The organism is Metabacillus sediminilitoris, assembly GCF_009720625.1.
GTDB lineage: Bacteria > Bacillota > Bacilli > Bacillales > Bacillaceae > Metabacillus > Metabacillus sediminilitoris.
The window spans coordinates 518,942-538,164 of record NZ_CP046266.1; the positions used below are offsets into that span (position 1 = coordinate 518,942).

A 19,223-nucleotide genomic window follows, 5' to 3' on the forward strand; every position below is an offset into this window, starting at 1 on the left:
CAATGAAACTAGGTGTATTCACAGTTCTTTTTAATGATAAATCATTTGAGGATATGTTAGATCGCGTAAAAGCTTCAGGACTTCATGCAGTAGAGATCGGTACAGGAGGGTATCCCGGAAACAGCCATTGTGATTTAGATGCATTATTAGAGAGTGAAGAGAAGCGTAACGAATATGCAGCAAAGATACAGGACAAAAACTTAATCATTAGTGCGTTTAGCTGTCATGCAAATCCCATTTCGCCTGATAAGGAATTTGCAAACGACAGTCATGAAACACTTTTAAAAACAATTAAACTAGCATCCTTATTAAACGTTCCGGTTGTTAATACATTCTCGGGCACAGCAGGTGACCATGAAGGTGCTAAATATCCGAACTGGCCAGTTACACCATGGCCAAATGAATATGGTGATGTGTTAAAGTGGCAATGGGAAGAAAAATTAATTCCTTATTGGAAAGAAGTTGGCCAATATGCACAAGAGCATAATGTAAAAATTGGGTTGGAATTACACGGCGGATTTTTAGTTCACACTCCTTATACATTGCTTAAGCTTCGTGAGGCAACTTGTGATGCGATCGGTGCAAATTTAGATCCAAGTCATTTGTGGTGGCAAGGAATTGATCCAGTTGCTGCAATCAAAATTTTAGGAAAAGCAAATGCGATTCACCATTTCCATGCGAAAGATACTTATATTGATCAGGATAATGTCAATATGTATGGTTTAACAGATATGCAGCCATACGGTGAAGTACAGACAAGAGCTTGGACATTTCGATCTGTTGGATGCGGTCATAGCTTAACTGAGTGGAATGACATCATGAGTGCACTTCGTACGTACAACTATGATTATGTCGTAAGCATTGAGCACGAAGATCCAATCATGTCGATTGATGAAGGCTTTGAACGAGCTGTAACGAATCTTAAAGGTGTATTAATTAATGAAACACCATCACAAATGTGGTGGGTATAAGATGATTCTTCCCCTCTTGACATTCAAGAGGGGTTTTATTTTTTTATAGAAAATGGGTATGATGGTAAAGATTCGTATTTTAAATTATATAAGAATGATTGGGTGGATAAATGAAGAATGCAGTTCGATTACAGGTAAAATCAGATTTTGTGAAATATATGAAAGCAGGCAACCCGCTAATCAACAAGGATGCCATTAAAAATAGTGATGCCTTAAAAGTAGAAGGTACAATTATCGATTTATATGATGAGAAAAATCAGTTTCTTGCAAAGGGATACTATGGGAAACAAAACAAAGGCCGAGGTTGGGTTTTATCGAGAAATCAACATGAGGTGATTGATCAAGCTTTCTTCGAAAAAAAAATAAGACGAGCATTAGAAGAACGCCATTTTCTTTTTGAAGATCCTGACACAACGGCCTTTCGAGTTTTTAATGGTGAAGGCGACGGGATTGGCGGCTTAACGATCGATTATTATGATGGTTATTTTGTTATGAGTTGGTATAGTGAAGGGATTTATCATTTTAAAGAAGCTGTGACTCAGTCTTTAACAAATTTAATAGAGTTTAAAGGGCTCTATGAAAAAAAGCGCTTTGATGTCAAAGGGACGTATATAGAAGATGATGATTTTGTAGTCGGAGAAAGAGCAAATTTCCCGCTTATTGTGAAGGAAAATGGAATTCGATTTGCCATTTATTTAAATGATGGTGCAATGGTTGGAGTATTTCTTGATCAAAGAGATGTTAGGAAAACGATTCGAGATAAATATGCAAGAGGGAAAACTGTGTTAAATACGTTCTCTTATACAGGGGCGTTTTCTGTCGCTGCTGCATTAGGAGGTGCAGCGAAAACAACGAGTGTTGACCTTGCAAATCGCAGTAAAGCGAAAACAATTGAACAATTTAGTGTAAATGGTCTTGATTATGAAGCACATGATATCATCGTTGAAGATGTGTTTCATTATTTTAAATATGCTGTAAGAAAGAATTTGCTATTCGATATGGTTATATTAGACCCACCAAGCTTTGCCCGCTCAAAAAAACATACGTTTAGTGCAGGGAAGGATTATCCCGATCTATTAAAGCAAGCGATTGCTATTACAGAGAAAAATGGTATGATTGTTGCTTCATCAAACTGCAGCACCTTCGGAATGAATAAATTCAAGGGCTTTATCGAAAAGGCTTTTCATGAGTCTGGTGAGACATATGAAATTCTCGAAGAGTTTAGCCTCCCGCAGGATTTTAAGACAATAAAAGAATTTAAAGAAGGAAACTATTTAAAAGTAGTTTTTATAAAAAAACAGTCTTAGAAAATAGGTTCTCACTTAGGAAATTGACTGTCAGGAAAGCTCTTATGTGGCAGTCTATTTTTTAAGAATGTTTATACATGCACACTCGTATTTTCCTTTTTTTCCTCTTTTTAAAAAGGGAGCAAAGACTAGCTAAGATACACATCAGCTCTTGATCCTTAAGTAGGACTAAAAACAATGTTTTCGTAACAAGGAGTTTGAAAACAGCAGTAGAGAGAATGCTGGTGAAAGTGCATCTTTCTAGTTATTGGGAATATTGGAGAAAGATAGAGGTGAAAACTAGTTATTAATCTGTCAATCATTCTACTATTTTGAGGAATGACAATTATTTCTGGGGAAATATGACGAATGATCCGTTATCCATGCTATGCTTAACAAGGCAGTTATACCATCTCATAAAGAAACATGTCAAAGAAAGAGATGAGAATGTAGTGATAAGAGCTATGGAAAACGATAAAGAGAATAGTTTTGCTTTTATTGTTATTTAGCTGTACTATAATGGGTGACTTTCAATCGTTTTTTATACAGTACGAATTTGCTCGTGAAGGCAAATATTAACCATACATAAGCTTTATATTTAGATAAAGGAGATTACTATTAATGACACAAATGAATTTTTTAGCGGATTTAAAACCGTTTATCCAATCGAATTGGGAGAAGGCGAATTTCAAGGAAGCAACTGCCATTCAAACAAAATCGATCCCTCTTATTTTAGAAGGAAAAGATATAATTGCGGAGTCTCCAACTGGAACGGGAAAAACACTTGCATATGTGTTACCAATATTAAATAATATCGATGCGAATAAAAAGAATGCTCAAGTAGTGATCCTTGCACCTTCAAGAGAGTTAGTTATGCAAATTTTCGAGGAAATTAAAAAGTGGGCTGAAGGTAGCGGATTAACAAGTGCATCTCTTATCGGCGGGGCTAATATTAAACGTCAAGTTGAAAAATTAAAGAAGAGTCCTCAAATAATCGTTGGAACGCCTGGTCGAATTCATGAATTGATTAAAATGAAAAAGTTGAAAATGCATGCTGTAAACACGATCGTTTTAGATGAAGGAGATCAATTGCTTACTCCTGAACATAAAAATACAATCAAAGAAATCATAAAAACAACCTTAAATGATCGTCAAGTTGTTTTGTTCTCAGCAACTTTAAATGAAAGCACAGAATCAAGAGCTAGAGATCTAATGAAGAAAAACCCGGAGGTCATTCAAGTAGGGGTAGATGAAATTCCAGTGGGTGATGTGGAACATATTTATCTTTTATGTGAACAAAGAGAAAAGATTGAGCTGTTAGAAAGAATAGCGAAAACTGTCCGCATGAAAGCATTAGTGTTTGTTAAAGATATTGGAAACCTTGATGTCCTTGCTGAAAAATTAGAATTTAAAGGTGTGGATATCCATCTTTTACACAGCGATACGAAAAAGGAAGAAAGAGAAGCTGCACTAAAGAGCATGAGATCTGATAACCAAGGTCTTTTACTTGCAACAGATGTGGCAGCAAGAGGTCTTGATATTGCGAATCTTTCACATGTGATTCATTTTGATGTACCTGTGAGTACAACACAATATGTTCATCGTTCAGGAAGAACTGGAAGACAAGGAGCCTCTGGAACAGTTGTTTCGTTTGTAACGGAGCGTGAGGAAAGAGAATTAAAGAAATTAGCGAAAGAACTCAATATAAACCTTAAGAAGAATAGACTATACAAGGGTGAGTTAGTAGAAGTATAAGCAGGAGGGTCTGACATTTTTTCAGTCAGGCCTATTTTTATGAAGTGTGACAGGAAAACACGCCACTCTATATGAGCAGCGTGCTTTCATAACGTGGTGTAAGTTCTCTGATGTAATAATACTTTATGCGGCTTTTGCTTACGTTATACATATTTTTTGAGGACATGTTTTAATCATCCAATTCCATTCTAATATATTTGCGTGTATTAGGACCGTACACTCCATCATCAGCTAAAGCAGCATATAAGGATTGAAATCTCCTAACAGCATCTTCAGTACGAGTACCATAAATTCCATCAATGGTTCCTGGATCGAAATTTATTTGCTTTAAAGCTCTTTGAACTTGTTTCACACCTTCACCTTGGCTCCCTATGCGCAAGACACCAGATGGTAAAGGGAAGTCAGTAGCAGATCTTCTTTGTTGATTTACTTCTTGTAGTTTATTTAATGTAATAGGTCCTACTAATCCATCGACTGTAAGATTAAAGTTCTTTTGAAATTTCATGACTGCATTTTCAGTTTCTTCTCCAAATTGTCCATCTGCTCCATAACGAGGTAATCTGTATCCTGCTTTTATTAACTCTTCTTGAATATCTTTAACAAATGCTCCTGAGTCACCTTCTCCAATAGGTAATTTTACTGTCGAACTTTTAACTACAGGTTTAGCAGGTTTAGACGTTTGAGGAGGTGAAGCTGAAGGAGGAGCTTCTTGTGTTGAGCCATTAAAGTTACGCAAAGTTTCTGAAACATCTTCGATAAACATTGACCATGAAATTCCATGTGATCTTAAAATATTAATTGGGTCTGTCCGTCTAGATGGATCAAGTGTGGCATGTGCAACAATATCCTTATTAGGATTTAAGTTAAATTTCTCGCATAAGTATGCATGATACCATACGTAGCGATTATAAGCCTGTTCAAAGTTAATTTTTCCGCCATGGCATAATTCTACGCCAATTGCGGCATCGTTTGAATTAGCACCATACCGTCTATTATCACCTGTAACATTGGAACGGACATGCCAGGCTTTTTCACTTAAAGGAATGATTTCCAGAATAAATTTATCATCAATAAAGGTGTGTGCTGATGCGGAAGGTTGCTGTCTATCAAAATAATTTCGATTGCCATATGCAGTTGAACCCGGATTTCCAGTATCATGACTAACAATAAAGCGGACAGTTCCAATACGTTGCCCAGAGCGGGAATTACCAGTTCGAATATAGTCTCTTGTGATCTCGTATGTCAACAAATATACACCCCAGTCATTTTTGAATACAATCCATTATTAGTATATTAAGATGAAGGGTGATATGTGAAAGCAAGACAAGTTATTAACAATTAACATTGTCCACAGTCAAGAAGATGAATTTTTTGAAAATTGAGGATAATATGTGGATAATCTAGTTTCGGTTTGTAGAGATATTAACAACTTATTAACAATATTCACAATTTTCAAGTAAAGTTATCCACAAAATGTGAAAAAGGAGTGGATAGCCACTCCTTTTTAATTTAACGATTTCTATTCGTACTTTGTCTTTGATTAGCGGCATTTGCTCGCGCTTGTGCTTCTAAATCTGCTTGATCAGCAAGCTCACGAGAAAATTCTTCGTCAACGCCATCTCTTTTTAAATTTTTAGGTACTTGAGGAAGTGATCCTTTATTTTTATCACGAGTTTTATGTTTGTGTCCACGACCCATGAAAAAAGCCCCCTTTTAATGTCTTTGAACATGTTGTTCAAGATTAGGATGGCTTTTTTTCATGAATTCATGTTGGAAGTTAGTGCCTATGTTTACTTATGTATCCACCAGCACGATCAGCATTTTTAAATTCTCTTGAATATGTCACTTCTTGCATGCTAGAAAGAGTACTCTTAATTCTGTCACGCTTCTTTTTTTCTGATGCCAATGTAATCATCCTTCCAAATTATAGTATTCATTAATAGTTTTAACAAGGTGAAGTTGATTCATACTAAGTGAAGAGAAATAAAAAGGTGGGATCGTCATGATCCCACCAGCTGTAAAATATTTAAGCTTCCTTAAGCTGATTTTCATCAGTTTCAGAAGAATTGTGATATGTGTAAAAAGTATAAAGGTCTTTTGTAATTTCAAATAAGTTAAATGAATCTTCTCCGTTGTTAATTTGTTCAAGCAAAGAAGCTCTAGATTCATTTGCATTAACAACGTAAGGCAGTTTTTCAGCTGCTTTTGTAGAGCGAATGTTTTGTTTGCGAATTCTTAAGAAGATTGTATCGATATTTAATTCATAAAATAGCTCATCGAAAAAAGCATCTTTAGCAAGCTTGTTATAGCCTTTTCCGTGATATGGTTTTCCTAGCCATGTTCCTAAAAAGCCGGCATTATCTTGAATATCAAACAAACTAATCGTACCGATTGGAGAGCCCCATTCATCTAAAATTGTACGTGAAATCAATTCACCACGTTCTTCGGCTTCAATGGTTTGTTTGGTTAAGAAAAGGTATTCCTCAAAAGAATTTGCTTTTTGGCGGACAAAAGGGAAGACATCAGGGTGAATCATGTGATCATAAAGAGCATGGCAATCGTGAATATCACGTTTTTTTAGCATTTGGATCCCTCCAATAGAGGGCAGACTCCACGTGTAGCGTCTTACCCACCCTCGAAATTTTTTATGTTAGCTTATTACGTTCAAAAAATTTCGGGGTGGGAATCGAACCCACTAGAACCAGTAAAGCTGGTGGCGCACCATTTGCCTTCCCATTACTAGATTAAATTGTCTATTCAACTTGCTCCATGAAGTATAATACGTCAAAATCTAAAAAAAAGATACTCCTTTTTTGTCGAATTTCAAAAAAAATTTACCTATCGTAATATAGCAGTTATTACGCTAGGAAGTCTGCCATTTCGATGTTATTTTTTCGGCAGAAAAAGTGGGAATATAGTCCGCTTGCCTAACCATTTAACGCGTTACCTAACTATAGTAAAAGGTTTGTATTAAAAAGAGTAGACAAACCGTAGTAAAGAGTAGTTTCTAATACTAATATAATTTTATGGCAGAATTATTTTTTTATGAATAGACTATTTCGCCATCTATCATTGTTATTTTTGGTTTAGCTAGATAATGGAAAGGATGGTAATTCCAAATAACGATATCAGCGTCTTTGCCAACCTCAATACTACCTACACGGTCGGCTATTCGTAAATTGCGAGCAGCAGCAATTGTAATCCCCTCTAAAGCTTTTTGTTCATTAAACCCTTCCCTTACAGCAATTGAAGCACAAATATTTAAGTATTGAATAGGGGTGTAGGGATGGTCAGTTGTGATGGACACCTCGACACCTTTTTCAGATAGAGCTTGATAGGTTGACCAGCTTTTATTTTTAAGTTCAATTTTAGACTTTCTCGTTAATGTTGGCCCTATACAAACCTTAGCGTGCTTGCCTACTAATTCATCTGCAATTAAATGGCCCTCTGTACAATGTTCAATACGAAAATCTAGATTAAATTCCTCTGCAAATCGAATGGCACTCATCATATCATCAGCACGATGGGCATGAATGCGGACAGGAATTTCACGACGGAGTGCCTTTTGGAGGGGAATCAAACGAAAGTCATCGAAATCCTTACTTTTTTTTGCTTTATAAAATGCTTCACGAAGCATTCCCATAATTCCCATTCTTGTAATCGATTCTTTATTTCCATGGCTGTGCACACGCTTTGGATTTTCCCCTAACGCAATTTTTAATCCAGCTGTTTCTTGGATTATCATTTTTGTGATGTTAGAGCCATGTGTTTTTATGACAGATGTTGTCCCGCCAATAACATTGGAACTTCCGGGCATAACATGAACAGTCGTAATACCGTATTTAATGGCATCCTTAAAAGCAGGATCTAGAGGATGAACACCATCTATTGCTCGAATATGTGGAGTAAGTGGTTCAGTCGTTTCATTTGCATCATTCCCTGCCCATCCAGTACCTTCGTCATATAAACCAAGATGTGTATGCACATCAATAAAGCCGGGAAATAAATGCAAATCATTACAATTAATGATAGTTGTGTTTTCAGGTATCGTTAAATTTTTTCCTATGGCAGCGATCTTTCCATTCTCCACAAGTACATCAGTTTCATACTTAACCGCTGAAGTAACAGGATAAACCGTTGCTTGCCTAAAAATTGTTGATTTCATAGCTTTCTCCATTCAAAGTTTTTCACTGTGTGAAGCTGTTAATTTTCAAAAAAGTAACCGCTTCAATTAGAAGGTTGCAGTAAATGGTACAAGGCCTTTTCCAAAGTAGGATATGAAAATTGAAAATCATGGTTTAATGCCTTTTCTGGTACCACTTTTTGCCCTTCTAAAATCAGTATACTCATTTCCCCCAATAATGTTTTTATTGCAATTGAAGGAGCCGGAATCCAGTTTGGGCGATGAAGAATATGGCTAATTGTCTCACCGAATTCATCCATTTTTACTGGGTTTGGTGCGGTTACATTTACTGGGCCAGTAATATCTGGTGTCTGTATGAGGTATTCAATTAGTCTTGCGACATCCTCGATATGTATCCATGACACCCATTGCTGACCAGAGCCAAGTCTGCCGCCAGCAAAAAATTTGTAAGGTGTTATCATTTTAGGAAGTGCACGGTCTTTGCCTAAGACAAGACCGAATCTTGCAAATATAGTTCTAACATGTAAATCAGCCACTTTTTCAGCTTCTTTTTCCCAAGCCTTTACTGTATCAGCTAGAAAATCTGTTCCAATCTGTTGAGATTCTTCGGTAAAAGTGTTTACTAATGATGTGCCATATATTCCAATAGCACTAGCATTAATGAACACGGCTGGCTTCTTATTTAGTTTATTGATAAATGAATAGATGGCTCTTGTTGCCGACAATCTACTTTCAATAATTTCTTTTTTATTGCTCTCCGTCCAACGGGTATTTATCGATTTTCCAGCTAAATTTATAACAGCATCAACACCTTCCAATGCATCTGCTGGAGTTGCTGAGTCTGATAGCCATTCGACATAATGTAAGTTTTTATTTGAAGATGTTTTTTTGTTTCTCGTTAAAATAAACACATCATGGCCTTCATTTAAAAAATAGTGAGATAGCTGCTTACCGATAAAACCAGTACCACCAGCGATTGCAATTTTCATGATCGTTCACTCCTTAAGGATTAATCTATTTTTCACTTATGAATGCAGAATAGAAGGGGGCCTTTCCCAGTTAGCAGGTCGTTTTATCAGCGAACGCTGATATATTTTAGATTTCGCTGATATATTTCCGAATTTCGCTGATATATCAAAATTTTCGCTGATATAATGAAAAAATCGCTGATATTTCTTTGATATTGCTGTTTATTAACGTGCAGTCATCCCCTAGATAGAAGGTGAGAGATAACTGCCCATAAAATCTATTTATGACAGCATTTTAGCCGCCAATATTGATTTGTTTATTATCCCAAACCTTGAAATTTGTAATTTGGCTGTTTGAATAGATCCCGAATTTCCCGTTCACAAATGTATTATCAGATATCGTAAAATCTTTTAAGAGATGGTTTGAGATATTGTTTGTAATGGCAACAATCGAAGACTGCTTATAGTTTCCCTTGATTCCATTTTCAAGGTGATTTCCAACTATTTTGATATGACTAGCGTTGGCTATATCAATAATTCTCCCGAAATTGCCAATCCCGCTTATTTTATTGTTTTCGATCGTTGTGTTGTCTGCATATACCGAGATCGCAGCCCACATATCATATTTTCGATTTGATGAATAGGTCGTATAATAATTATTTTCATCAAAGCCATTATAGATTTTATTTTCTTTTATAAGAACTCCTGGGGATTGGATCTTAATGGCTCGTTTATAATTATAATGAAAGGTATTGTTCAGAATTTGAGCATCAACTGGTTCTTCAAACCCTTGTATGACAATGCCATCTCCATCATCTTTTGGACCTATTTTTGTAAAGGTTGAGTTGCTGATTTTTATATGTTTACTTGTTTTTTGTTTTGCATTTGCTGGGCTTATTAATATCCCTCTTGCGATAAGATGATCCCAGCCTTTTACCGGGTTCTTTGCCATAACATTTTGGATCTTATTCTTTTCTAAGGTAATATGTTTTGTTCCGCCTTCAATTCTAATCGCACTGACTGTTAATCGGTTTAACTCAGGGTCATCCGGTTGTGTAAAGTTATGAATACGACTATTCGTAATTTCAATATCAGCGGATCCATTAGCAATTGTCAATCCTCGTAATGATAAAAAATTTCCATTTATCGTTAAGTTATCAATGGAAATATTCCTTCCTTTAATTTTAAAAACAGTTAACATGTCTGAAGCTGCTTTTATGCTCGCATTTTTCCCATCGATTTCTGTATGATCTCCAATATGTAATTCCTTTGTGATTTTATATTCGCCTTCAGGAAAATAAATTTTATGGTTAGCACCTTGCTGTAACGCCCTCTGTATGGCTTTTGTATCATCAACAACCCCGTCACCAACAGCTCCATAATCTTTGACGTTAATTACACTGAAATTGAGCTTAACCAAAATAACCAAAACGACGAACAAGAGTGCAAAAATAGTTAATTTTTTTTTCACCATGAAACTCCTTTTCTTATTTAATACTTTTAATAGTATTCTACATTTCTATTAATACCCTTATAGATAAATGATTTCATAATTTGTGCTGAAATATTGTCCTTCTTCTAAATTTTTAGGATGATTTCCTTACATTGTTTCTCTTGATTTTAATATTTGGGATGCAGTGATAAATATATTTGTCTATTTCTAAGTATTCTGATGCATATTAAAAAGTTATTAAAAAAAAGAAAATTATTTTTGGCAAAAGCATAAGACCTTTTGATTAAATTTTCCTTTCAATAGTTGTTTAGGAAAATTAACATAGCGGCTCGATGCAAATGATAGAGTGATTATCTAAAATTTTATGAATAAATTGTCCCTTTTATGAATCCAAGACAAAAGACTACTTTTCATAAAATGACCCCATCTTTAGAAGTAATTGAATTAAAATGATGTTGAACTTTGAAGAAGGAGGAAAATGAATGTCTAATATAACTACTATTCATCCCAGCCAAAAAAATAAGAAATATATTTATGAAATTCATTTTTTACGTGCCTTTGCTTGTCTTGCAGTTGTTGGTGTACATGTTTCAGCTACAAATTATGGGATGAATGAAGACACATGGAATTGGTTTACTTATTTTCTAAATCAAATTGGCCGATTTGGCACCCCGATTTTCGCTGTTATTAGTGGGTTTCTTCTTTTCTATCAAGTGAAAAGAAGAGGTTTTGAGTTAGGGCATTTCTTTCAATCTCGTTTAACAAAGATTTTATTTCCATTCCTTATTTGGAGCTTGGCCTACAGACTTCTTCTATACGTGTATGATAATCAATCACTCGGTGATCTTGGAGCGGAAGTCTTGAAAATTGTTACCGGAAATTCTTTTTATCACCTATATTTTGTAGTGATTGTTATCCAATTCTATTTTATCTTTCCTTTTCTGCAAAAGATTTTTCGAACCCAGACCTTTTTGCTGATCCTGACATTTGTTTCGTTGTTAATAAGCTATAATCTTTATGGCTTTAATCCAGGTTTAGAAGGACCGCTAGGGGAATTTTTAGCTAGTAAATCATTTATGCCTATCTGGATCTTTTACTTTGCTTTTGGCGGTTTTCTCGCTTACTTTTGGGATGAAATTGTCCAATTTGCCACAAAGCGTCCATGGAAAATGCTTGTGTTAGCTTTGATTCTTTCAGCTGGTGCAGTTGTGGAGTATACGATAAATGGTTATGTTGCAAATAATAGACCGTCAAATTTGATCAATATACCATTGCTTTGTATTGCTGTGATTGGAATGTATCCGTTGCTTTCTAAATGGAATGTTTTAAAGAAGCCTTTAACATTAATTGGACAATACTCAATGGGTATCTACTTGATTCACCCTATGATCTTATATCTGTTTGCAAGACATTTACCAGAACAATATTGGCATGTAAATTACGTACCCGCTATGTTTATAGCTGTTATGCTCATTGCAGTCATTTTTATTCGAGTCGTTCAAATGATCCCATTTAGTAGTTTTGTGATCCCGGTGCCCAAAATCAAAAAGGTAAAGAATGTTTCACCGCCAGAAGAAGGGAACCTGGAAAAAAAACAGCTTGCCTAATTTATACAAGGTGAGAGGAGATAAAAGATTCATCATTTCATTTGAATTTGCATATAAATATCGAGGAAAATAAAATAGGTACCCTTTTGGTACCTATTTTATTTTCTGTAATTTTAATCTTGATAGTACCTAAGTGATAATATTTCTTTACATCTTAGTAAAAATGAACAAGAAATGACCGATATAGTAAGTGAGAAAGACTCATAGAATGATGAATAAATATTTTAGTTCATTTACACTTATTAAAAATATGTTTAACATAGTCGTTTTTCGTTTAATAATTACGTAATACTATTAGTAAAAGACACCAAAAAGAAAGCAGGAAATTATATGGCGACATTTATGGAAATTTTCCATTTTATTTTTACTTGGATGCATATTTTTGTATTAATTATAGGTTGCGTTTTCATCTATTATCAAATTTTCGCAAAAAGCAAAAAATCTTAAAGACTGTAGTAAAGACGGGAAAAGATATGATCAATATATTGAACACGCTTGTTTATTGTCCGTTTTGTCATTCTATTGAAAATAAACTCAGCAACCTCTTCACAACTATTTATCTCAATATCGCTAAGGAAAAGGTGCATTGATTTTCTTATATCAAATAATGCAATAGGATTATTGAGCACTGACAATATTTGTTCTTCTATTAACATATTATTGTTTAATTTTCTTACTAGTCCACGTTTAGCAAGGTAGTCCATATTTACTTCTTCCTGTCCTGGAAGTACAGAATGGATGAAAATAGGAAGTTTCTTTTTAATGGCTTCGCTAATTGTAACACCACCAGGTTTTGTAATAAGGGCATCTGCCCAGTTGTATAAATGATTCATTTGTTCAGGGCTTGTAATATAAGAAAAAGGTTTAATTGAATCGCTATTTAAAGAATCAATCTCCTCATACAATTTGCTGTTTGAACCACATAGGACACGATATTCAACTAATTTGCTATCTACACAATCCTTGAGGGAAGATAGCTGTTTTCCGAGCCCCAAGCTGCCTCCAGCAACTAGAATATGAACTTTCTCTTTTTCCGACTTTTCCTTTTTTCGTTTTAAAAATTTATCGTTTGTCACAATTCCCGTAATTAGAATGTTTTCCTCAGGAATAGAGGCCTTTATCAATTGCTCCTTTGTATCTTTGGAAGGAACTAAGTGCATATCAATATGCGTTTTACCCCATAAATCATTTATGAAAAAATCAGTATATACATTTACAACAGGAATTTTACATACACCGTATTCTTTAAGTTTATTGACGAGAAAAGAAGGGAAGCTATGTGTACAAATAATTAAATCGGGCTGTTTCTGCTCGATCAGCTGCTCCATTTTCTCTAAAAAGATTGCTTCATATGTTGATTGAAGAATTTTTGACTCCTTGTTAAAAAATTGATTGTAAAAAGTACTATATACGGAGGGGATATTATTAATCCAATTTAAATACAAGTGAGATATAAATTTTTCGATCCCCGAATTCATATAGCTTAAAAAATCTACCTTTTCACATTGCATATAAGGGTCATGTTTTTTTAATGATTCCATTAGTGCATTAGAACTTCGGTGATGACCAGATTCCATTGTAAAAAGAGGTAATAACAATATCTTTTTCATATTTATCCTCCACCATCATTATTGTTAATTTATCCCACCTTAACGGGCAGTAAAACTCCCACTTCAAGATTCGAGAGAAGCAAAGAAGATAAGTGGGAGATAACTGCCCGTAAAGATCCGACGAGCGATTGACGTCCGAGTCAGGCGAAGCCACACGATGTGGCGTTTTGTGCGTGATAAGTCTCGCTAACCATCAGTGGGGGATGAAGAAAACCCCCACTGATGGAAGTCTCACTTTATCGATAAAACAAATGTACTGTATTTCTATATTAGATACCTACAGTAATGTAGTAAGAGGCTGCCTTGCTGCTATTCTTGCAGGGAAAAAGCTTGCAAATATTCCGATTAAGATGCTAAAACCTAACCAAAGCAGGCTTCCATTTAAGGACATCCCGGAATGAAGCGGTGAATTTAATAGGATAGATCCGATCCTTTCACTTAAATAAGTATGAAGTGGATAGGATATGATAACGGAAAATACCCAGCTCATTCCCGCAATAAAAATACCTTCGCCAATGAACAGTTGATAAATCTTACCCTTGGAACCTCCAAGAGAGCGAATAATTCCAATTTCTTGCTTTCTTTCAAGAACATTTATACTCATTGCCGTTGTCATATTTAGCACTCCAACGCTTGAAATGAGAATGCCGACAAAAAGAAGGGAATAAATGATCAGTTTAATCACTTCTTCAGGACGTGAATTTATATCTTCTACCTTATCAGAGGCTTCAATAGTAATATCTTTGTCGTTAAACCAATTTTCCACTTTATTTTGAACATCTGATTTTGAATCTTGTTTGATAAGTAAACGGTTAATGTGCTCATTATTAAGCCATTGAATATAGTCAGTTTGCGACATATAAATAGTAGGTCCTTTTAATTGACTTTTGACGATGCCAGCTATCTTCCATTGTTTTTCCTCAATGCCAATTTGGATCGTTAAGGAGTCTCCAGTTTTTATATTTCCTAAACTCTGACTTAAATCAGAACTAATAACAATCGAATTTGGAACTTGTTTATCTAACCAATGACCTTCCAATATTTCAGGATGAATAAAATCTGTTTGAGCTGGTACAGAGTTTAATAGAACATTATGTTTTGAAGATGACTGTGAAATAATCGCATTTCTTATTGTCCATGCCTCAGCCTGTTCCACTCCGTTAATCTCTTCTAAGGAATGTATAAGTTCTTCCTTTGGCAAAGAGGTTTGAATACTCCATTCCCGGTCATAGTTCAAAAATTGATTCATATCTTTAAGAGTCAGAAGTAAGGAATTGTTCAATGCAATACAAGCAATAATGATCGCACCGCCAAAGGATAACATTAATACGTTCGTCAAGAGTTGCCCTTTTTTTATCATCGCATTTCGAATGGAAAGAAAGCGAAAATGAAAATATCTTTTTGAATGTTTCTTTTTTTGCTTTACAAAGGGCCTGCTAGTATTTTTAAGTCCTCTGATAACAGGTATTTTCAGCACTTTCTGAATTGGATAGGAAGCTGCTAGCATTGGAACAATAAACGATAAAATCAAGGTAAGTATTAAAACCTTTAGTGAATATGTAAATTCTACTTTTCCTATATTTAATTCCTGAACAGTGAATTTGGAAAAATAAAATGATATGGCTCCACTTAAAGGGACAGATGTTAAAAATACAATTGATCCAAACAAGATGAGCGTAACCGAGTATTGTTTCCAAATATGATACGATGTCGCGCCAAGAACCTTCTGTATACTAAGCTCCATAACCTGCTCTGATACAATTCGATAAAAAAGATGGGTAATAAGTAAAAATCCAAGTAAGAATGCGACAACTCCTAATACGACTAATAAAAGGAGGATGGCATTAACAACTGTCTCGCGAATAAACAATGATTCTTCTGATAGCTCTGTTCGGGAAACAGTGATATTTTTCGTTTTTAAATCAGCTTTTGCTTCCTGGATGATTTTGTTTACTTGTGATTCTGATTTGGACGATTCAAAGGTGACATGAATTAAATTTTTAGATGAGATCAGCCCTAAGTTTTCTAATGCATCTTCTGTTAAATAACCATAACCTAATCCGCTAAGCCTAGTAGGGATTCGATAGAAATCTTCAACTGTACCGTCAATTGAAAGCTCTTTTGTTTGTTTACCTGGAAGTGAGATCATGACATGATCACCAATCGATTGCTTAAATTGCTCCAATGTAGACTTCTCAAGAAGTAGTCCTTGACCTGAAGGAGTTAATTGACCTGCCGTACGAATTTTGTTGATTTGAAAAGGTTTATTAGCAGAATAAGCCATTAATTCAAAATTTCGAAACTCACCATTGATTTTAATCCTAGCTCTTATTTGCTGCTTTGCTTCCACTTCTTTTATGCCATCCACTTTTTCTAAAGAAGAGATATCCTCTTCAAATGGTGACGTATAAAGAGTGAGCTCAGCTGCGTTAGTGTTTTCAAGATTTTGTTGAAGCGCCTTATTAAATAGATAATTGGTATTAAGCAGAGCTCCAATCGTAGAAAGACAAATTGTAATAGAAACAAGAATAAATATTGCTCTCGTTTTCTGCTTGGTCAAATCCTTACCGGCTTTTTTCATATAGATAGGTATCATTGCATCCCCAATCCCTCTTTCTTGTCTTGAAACAAGGTGTTTATTACTTCTCCATCTTTTACCCTTAATGTTCGTGTGACTTGTTTTGAAAGGTCCAGGTCATGAGTAACCATGACAATTGTTTTTCCATTCTTCACAAGTTCCTCAAACAGTTTAAATATGTGTTGGGCATTTTCACTATCTAAATTACCTGTCGGTTCATCTGCTAAGATAAGCGGTGGATCATTCGCTAACGCTCTGGCAATTGCAGCACGTTGTTTCTCTCCGCCAGAGGCATAGTCAGGAAAGAGATTCCCTTTTCCACTTAAACCAACAGACTCAAGTAAGTTCATTGCTTTTTTTTGTTTTTGCTTTTTTCGAAATGAAGAAGCAAATTCCATAGGAAGAATGATATTTTCCAATAAAGTAAGTGTTGGAATTAGGTGAAAGTCTTGAAATACAATCCCAATATTTTTTAATCTCCATTTCGTCATTTCGCGATGGGAAAGGCTAGAGATTTCAGTTCCGTTAATTTTTACAGATCCATTTGTAGGGGAATCGATTCCACTCATCAAATTAAGGAGAGTTGATTTTCCACTTCCCGATTTCCCGATTATTCCAATAAATTCTTGTTTTTGAATCCTAAACGAAACGTTATTTAAGGCATAGTGTGGGGTATCTCCACTAGAGAAAATCTTTGATACACGTTCCAGCTCAATCATGCTCCAACACCTTTCTTAAAACAATTTTTTCTATTAAGTAAAACTTTACTAATCTCATTAAATACCATGATTTCTCTATCTTCAAACATAGCAAAATTCGTCTGAAAGAGTTTAATAGGCATAAATTAACGGAAAATCATTAGGATTATCGTTAAAACATTTACATTTTTTACCATAAGATTGTGTTTAAAAAAAATTCATATGAAATAATCCCTATAAAAGTATCTAAATTTGTAAAAAAATGATGGTTTTTGTGTTTTTTACTAGATAGCATTTCTTATTTTTACTGGTAATTTTAGATAATTTTTTTTATTTTCAATAAAAGTCACTTAATTGCTATTTTTCGAGTTTTTTATGTGAAGTTTTTGTTACTTTCTTTACAAGAGTTGGAAACTTCTATAAATAAAGGGGTATTTGCCCTGATAATCGTTTCTTATTCGCAAAAACCAAGAAAATGTTACAAATTTTACATAATTTATAACGAATCAATAAGAACGCTTTCATTGTTGAGACGACAAGTGATTTCAATTGATGGGCTAAAAAGCAATGAATTTAGTCACAGGAAAAACGACACATTGATAAAAAGAACTAAGTTTCATTAAGCTTATGATGTTGAAAAACAAGATCTTGAAATAAATTTTGAGAGGAGTGCTAGAATGGCAAAATTAGAACAAGAACTTCAAGTACCTATTTCGGCCAACGAAGATATTAGTACACAGAAGAAGTTGTCGAACAGAGAAAAAACGTTTGTTATTACATTATTTTTCTTTACTGTCGCTGGACTTTTCTTTGTTAACTGGACCGCATCTGACAAATTGAATTTAACTATCGGATTATATGGTTCAGTTATGATCGCCTACTTACTAGGAAAAATGCTTCTTTCATTTAAGTATTCGGAAGTAACAATGGACCCGCCGGATTTAAAGGTATCGGTTGTCATTCCGTCTTACAATGAAGCCCCTGAAGCTGTACTAGGAACAATCGAAAGTATTTTAAAGCAGGATTATCCCATTCATGAGATCTTTTTAGTAGATGATGGCAGCAAAGATATATCAGCATATGAAGCAGTATTAAAACTGAAGGAAAACCTTATGGGTGGATCAGGAGAACCACCAGCACTAATACCTCCATATAAAATGCCAAACTTGATCGTTCACCGACTTCCTAAAAATAAAGGGAAACGTCATGCTCAAATCTGGGCATTTGAACGTGCAACTGGTGATGTGTTTGTCACAGTTGACTCTGATTGTACAGTATTCTCAGATGCGATTAGAGAATTATTAAAACCAATGAATAACCCGGAAGTTACTGCTACAACCGGTCATGTAAACATTAGAAATCGTACAGATAATATTCTTACTCGCTTAATTGATATGCGCTATGATAATGCGTTTCGTGTAGAGCGTGCTGCTCACTCAGTTACAAATAATGTACTAGTATGCAGCGGTCCTTTAAGTGCTTACCGCAGAGAAGTGGTAATGAAAAACCTTGATCATTACGGTACTCAGACTTTTCTTGGCCAACAAGTGCAATTAGGTGATGATCGCTGTTTAACAAACTATGCAATCCGAGAAGGAAAAACATTATATCAATCTACAGCCCGTTGTATTACAGATGCACCAACTAGTTTAAAAACATTACTTAAGCAACAATCACGTTGGAATAAATCATTTTTTAGAGAAAGTTTAATTGCCTTAAAAATCGGTTTGAAAAAACCTAACGTATTTATTTGGGTCTTGCTCGAAATGTTCCTTTGGATCGCTTTCGGTGTTTCATTGGTTATGGCTTTTTACATTGCTTCTACTACAATGGCCTGGGTTATCGGTATTTATTATTTAGCTTATGTCATCATTTCGGCTTATGCCAGAAACGTATTTTATGCGTATAAAAGGCCACTGACATTCTTAATGGCCCCGCTATATGGATTGTTATTCTTAATCTTGTTATGCCCTCTTCGTTTTTGGGCGTTACTTACACTTCGTTCAACTTCTTGGGGAACGAGAGGTTAATCGTTTATCGGTATGAACGTACAGTAAATCCCCGCCTTTTAGCAAGAATAATGAAACAAAGGTGGGGGGAACTGCTTGATAATTCGGACTACCATCTTCAGGTGATGGAGAAAACCCTGCTTT

15 protein-coding genes and 1 pseudogene are annotated in these 19,223 nt (G+C 35.0%); 5 read left to right on the top strand and 11 right to left on the bottom strand.

Annotated features, from left to right (window positions below):
- Positions 1–2: 2 nt before the first annotated feature.
- The 3 genes from GMB29_RS02630 (at position 3) to GMB29_RS02640 (ending at position 4,012) form a co-directional block, all read left to right on the top strand.
- On the top strand, positions 3–971 hold the full coding sequence (locus tag GMB29_RS02630) for a sugar phosphate isomerase/epimerase family protein (protein WP_136356000.1): 969 nt from the start codon (positions 3–5) through the stop codon (positions 969–971).
- A 110-nt stretch (positions 972–1,081) separates the two neighbouring features.
- Positions 1,082–2,278: a class I SAM-dependent rRNA methyltransferase gene (locus GMB29_RS02635; protein WP_136356001.1), complete on the top strand. Its 1,197-nt coding sequence runs from the start codon at positions 1,082–1,084 to the stop codon at positions 2,276–2,278.
- A gap of 600 nt (positions 2,279–2,878) precedes the next feature.
- Positions 2,879–4,012, top strand: coding sequence for a DEAD/DEAH box helicase (locus tag GMB29_RS02640; RefSeq protein ID WP_136356003.1), 1,134 nt, complete (start codon positions 2,879–2,881; stop codon positions 4,010–4,012).
- Positions 4,013–4,181: 169 nt separating this feature from the next.
- Here the strand turns inward: GMB29_RS02640 and GMB29_RS27165 are convergent, their stop codons facing one another.
- The 8 genes and pseudogenes from GMB29_RS27165 to GMB29_RS02675 form a co-directional block, all read right to left on the bottom strand.
- Positions 4,182–4,748, bottom strand: a complete 567-nt coding sequence (locus GMB29_RS27165; protein WP_406600330.1) for a peptidoglycan-binding domain-containing protein — start codon at positions 4,746–4,748, stop codon at positions 4,182–4,184.
- Positions 4,734–5,261: pseudogene (locus GMB29_RS27170) on the bottom strand (peptidoglycan recognition protein family protein); the annotation flags it as partial. The gene GMB29_RS27165 and the pseudogene GMB29_RS27170, both read right to left, overlap by 15 nt.
- Positions 5,262–5,521: 260 nt before the next feature.
- Positions 5,522–5,710, bottom strand: coding sequence for a YfhD family protein (locus GMB29_RS02650; RefSeq protein ID WP_136356007.1), 189 nt, complete (start codon positions 5,708–5,710; stop codon positions 5,522–5,524).
- Positions 5,711–5,789: 79 nt separating this feature from the next.
- The gene (locus GMB29_RS02655; RefSeq protein WP_227551478.1) at positions 5,790–5,918 is read right to left on the bottom strand and encodes a YfhE family protein; all 129 of its coding nucleotides are present in this window, start codon (positions 5,916–5,918) and stop codon (positions 5,790–5,792) included.
- A gap of 120 nt (positions 5,919–6,038) precedes the next feature.
- Positions 6,039–6,596: a GNAT family N-acetyltransferase gene (locus GMB29_RS02660; protein WP_136356011.1), complete on the bottom strand. Its 558-nt coding sequence runs from the start codon at positions 6,594–6,596 to the stop codon at positions 6,039–6,041.
- A 459-nt stretch (positions 6,597–7,055) separates the two neighbouring features.
- Positions 7,056–8,177: an amidohydrolase gene (locus GMB29_RS02665; RefSeq protein ID WP_136356013.1), complete on the bottom strand. Its 1,122-nt coding sequence runs from the start codon at positions 8,175–8,177 to the stop codon at positions 7,056–7,058.
- A 62-nt stretch (positions 8,178–8,239) separates the two neighbouring features.
- Entirely contained in the window at positions 8,240–9,145 is a 906-nt protein-coding gene (locus tag GMB29_RS02670; RefSeq protein ID WP_136356015.1) for a TIGR01777 family oxidoreductase, read from the bottom strand.
- A 274-nt stretch (positions 9,146–9,419) separates the two neighbouring features.
- Positions 9,420–10,595, bottom strand: a complete 1,176-nt coding sequence (locus GMB29_RS02675) for a glycosyl hydrolase family 28-related protein (protein WP_168733901.1) — start codon at positions 10,593–10,595, stop codon at positions 9,420–9,422.
- A gap of 464 nt (positions 10,596–11,059) precedes the next feature.
- Between GMB29_RS02675 and GMB29_RS02680 the strand changes: the two genes are divergently transcribed.
- A complete protein-coding gene (locus GMB29_RS02680) occupies positions 11,060–12,184 on the top strand; it encodes an acyltransferase (RefSeq protein ID WP_136356019.1) in 1,125 nt (374 codons plus the stop codon).
- Positions 12,185–12,627: 443 nt separating this feature from the next.
- On the opposite strand, the gene GMB29_RS02685 is transcribed toward GMB29_RS02680, so the two are convergent.
- The 3 genes from GMB29_RS02685 to GMB29_RS02695 form a co-directional block, all read right to left on the bottom strand.
- Positions 12,628–13,794: an MGDG synthase family glycosyltransferase gene (locus GMB29_RS02685; RefSeq protein WP_136356020.1), complete on the bottom strand. Its 1,167-nt coding sequence runs from the start codon at positions 13,792–13,794 to the stop codon at positions 12,628–12,630.
- Positions 13,795–14,071: 277 nt separating this feature from the next.
- Entirely contained in the window at positions 14,072–16,390 is a 2,319-nt protein-coding gene (locus GMB29_RS02690) for an ABC transporter permease (RefSeq protein WP_136356022.1), read from the bottom strand.
- Positions 16,387–17,091 (bottom strand): ABC transporter ATP-binding protein, encoded by a 705-nt coding sequence (locus tag GMB29_RS02695; RefSeq protein WP_136356024.1) that lies wholly within the window; start codon positions 17,089–17,091, stop codon positions 16,387–16,389. Before GMB29_RS02695 ends, GMB29_RS02690 begins: the two co-directional genes overlap by 4 nt.
- A 656-nt stretch (positions 17,092–17,747) precedes the next feature.
- On the opposite strand from GMB29_RS02695, the gene GMB29_RS02700 reads away from it, so the two are divergent.
- Entirely contained in the window at positions 17,748–19,100 is a 1,353-nt protein-coding gene (locus GMB29_RS02700) for a glycosyltransferase family 2 protein (protein WP_136356026.1), read from the top strand.
- Positions 19,101–19,223: the final 123 nt, after the last annotated feature.

Bases quoted from the DNA above. Each gene is read 5' to 3' on its own strand.
- GMB29_RS02630 (WP_136356000.1), top strand. From the start codon at position 3: ATGAAACTAGGTGTATTCACAGTTCTTTTTAATGATAAATCATTTGAG.
- GMB29_RS02635 (WP_136356001.1), top strand. From the start codon at position 1,082: ATGAAGAATGCAGTTCGATTACAGGTAAAATCAGATTTTGTGAAATAT.
- GMB29_RS02640 (WP_136356003.1), top strand. From the start codon at position 2,879: ATGACACAAATGAATTTTTTAGCGGATTTAAAACCGTTTATCCAATCG.
- GMB29_RS02650 (WP_136356007.1), bottom strand. From the start codon at position 5,710: ATGGGTCGTGGACACAAACATAAAACTCGTGATAAAAATAAAGGATCA.
- GMB29_RS02660 (WP_136356011.1), bottom strand. From the start codon at position 6,596: ATGCTAAAAAAACGTGATATTCACGATTGCCATGCTCTTTATGATCAC.
- GMB29_RS02665 (WP_136356013.1), bottom strand. From the start codon at position 8,177: ATGAAATCAACAATTTTTAGGCAAGCAACGGTTTATCCTGTTACTTCA.
- GMB29_RS02670 (WP_136356015.1), bottom strand. From the start codon at position 9,145: ATGAAAATTGCAATCGCTGGTGGTACTGGTTTTATCGGTAAGCAGCTA.
- GMB29_RS02680 (WP_136356019.1), top strand. From the start codon at position 11,060: ATGTCTAATATAACTACTATTCATCCCAGCCAAAAAAATAAGAAATAT.
- GMB29_RS02685 (WP_136356020.1), bottom strand. From the start codon at position 13,794: ATGAAAAAGATATTGTTATTACCTCTTTTTACAATGGAATCTGGTCAT.
- GMB29_RS02690 (WP_136356022.1), bottom strand. From the start codon at position 16,390: ATGATACCTATCTATATGAAAAAAGCCGGTAAGGATTTGACCAAGCAG.
- GMB29_RS02695 (WP_136356024.1), bottom strand. From the start codon at position 17,091: ATGATTGAGCTGGAACGTGTATCAAAGATTTTCTCTAGTGGAGATACC.
- GMB29_RS02700 (WP_136356026.1), top strand. From the start codon at position 17,748: ATGGCAAAATTAGAACAAGAACTTCAAGTACCTATTTCGGCCAACGAA.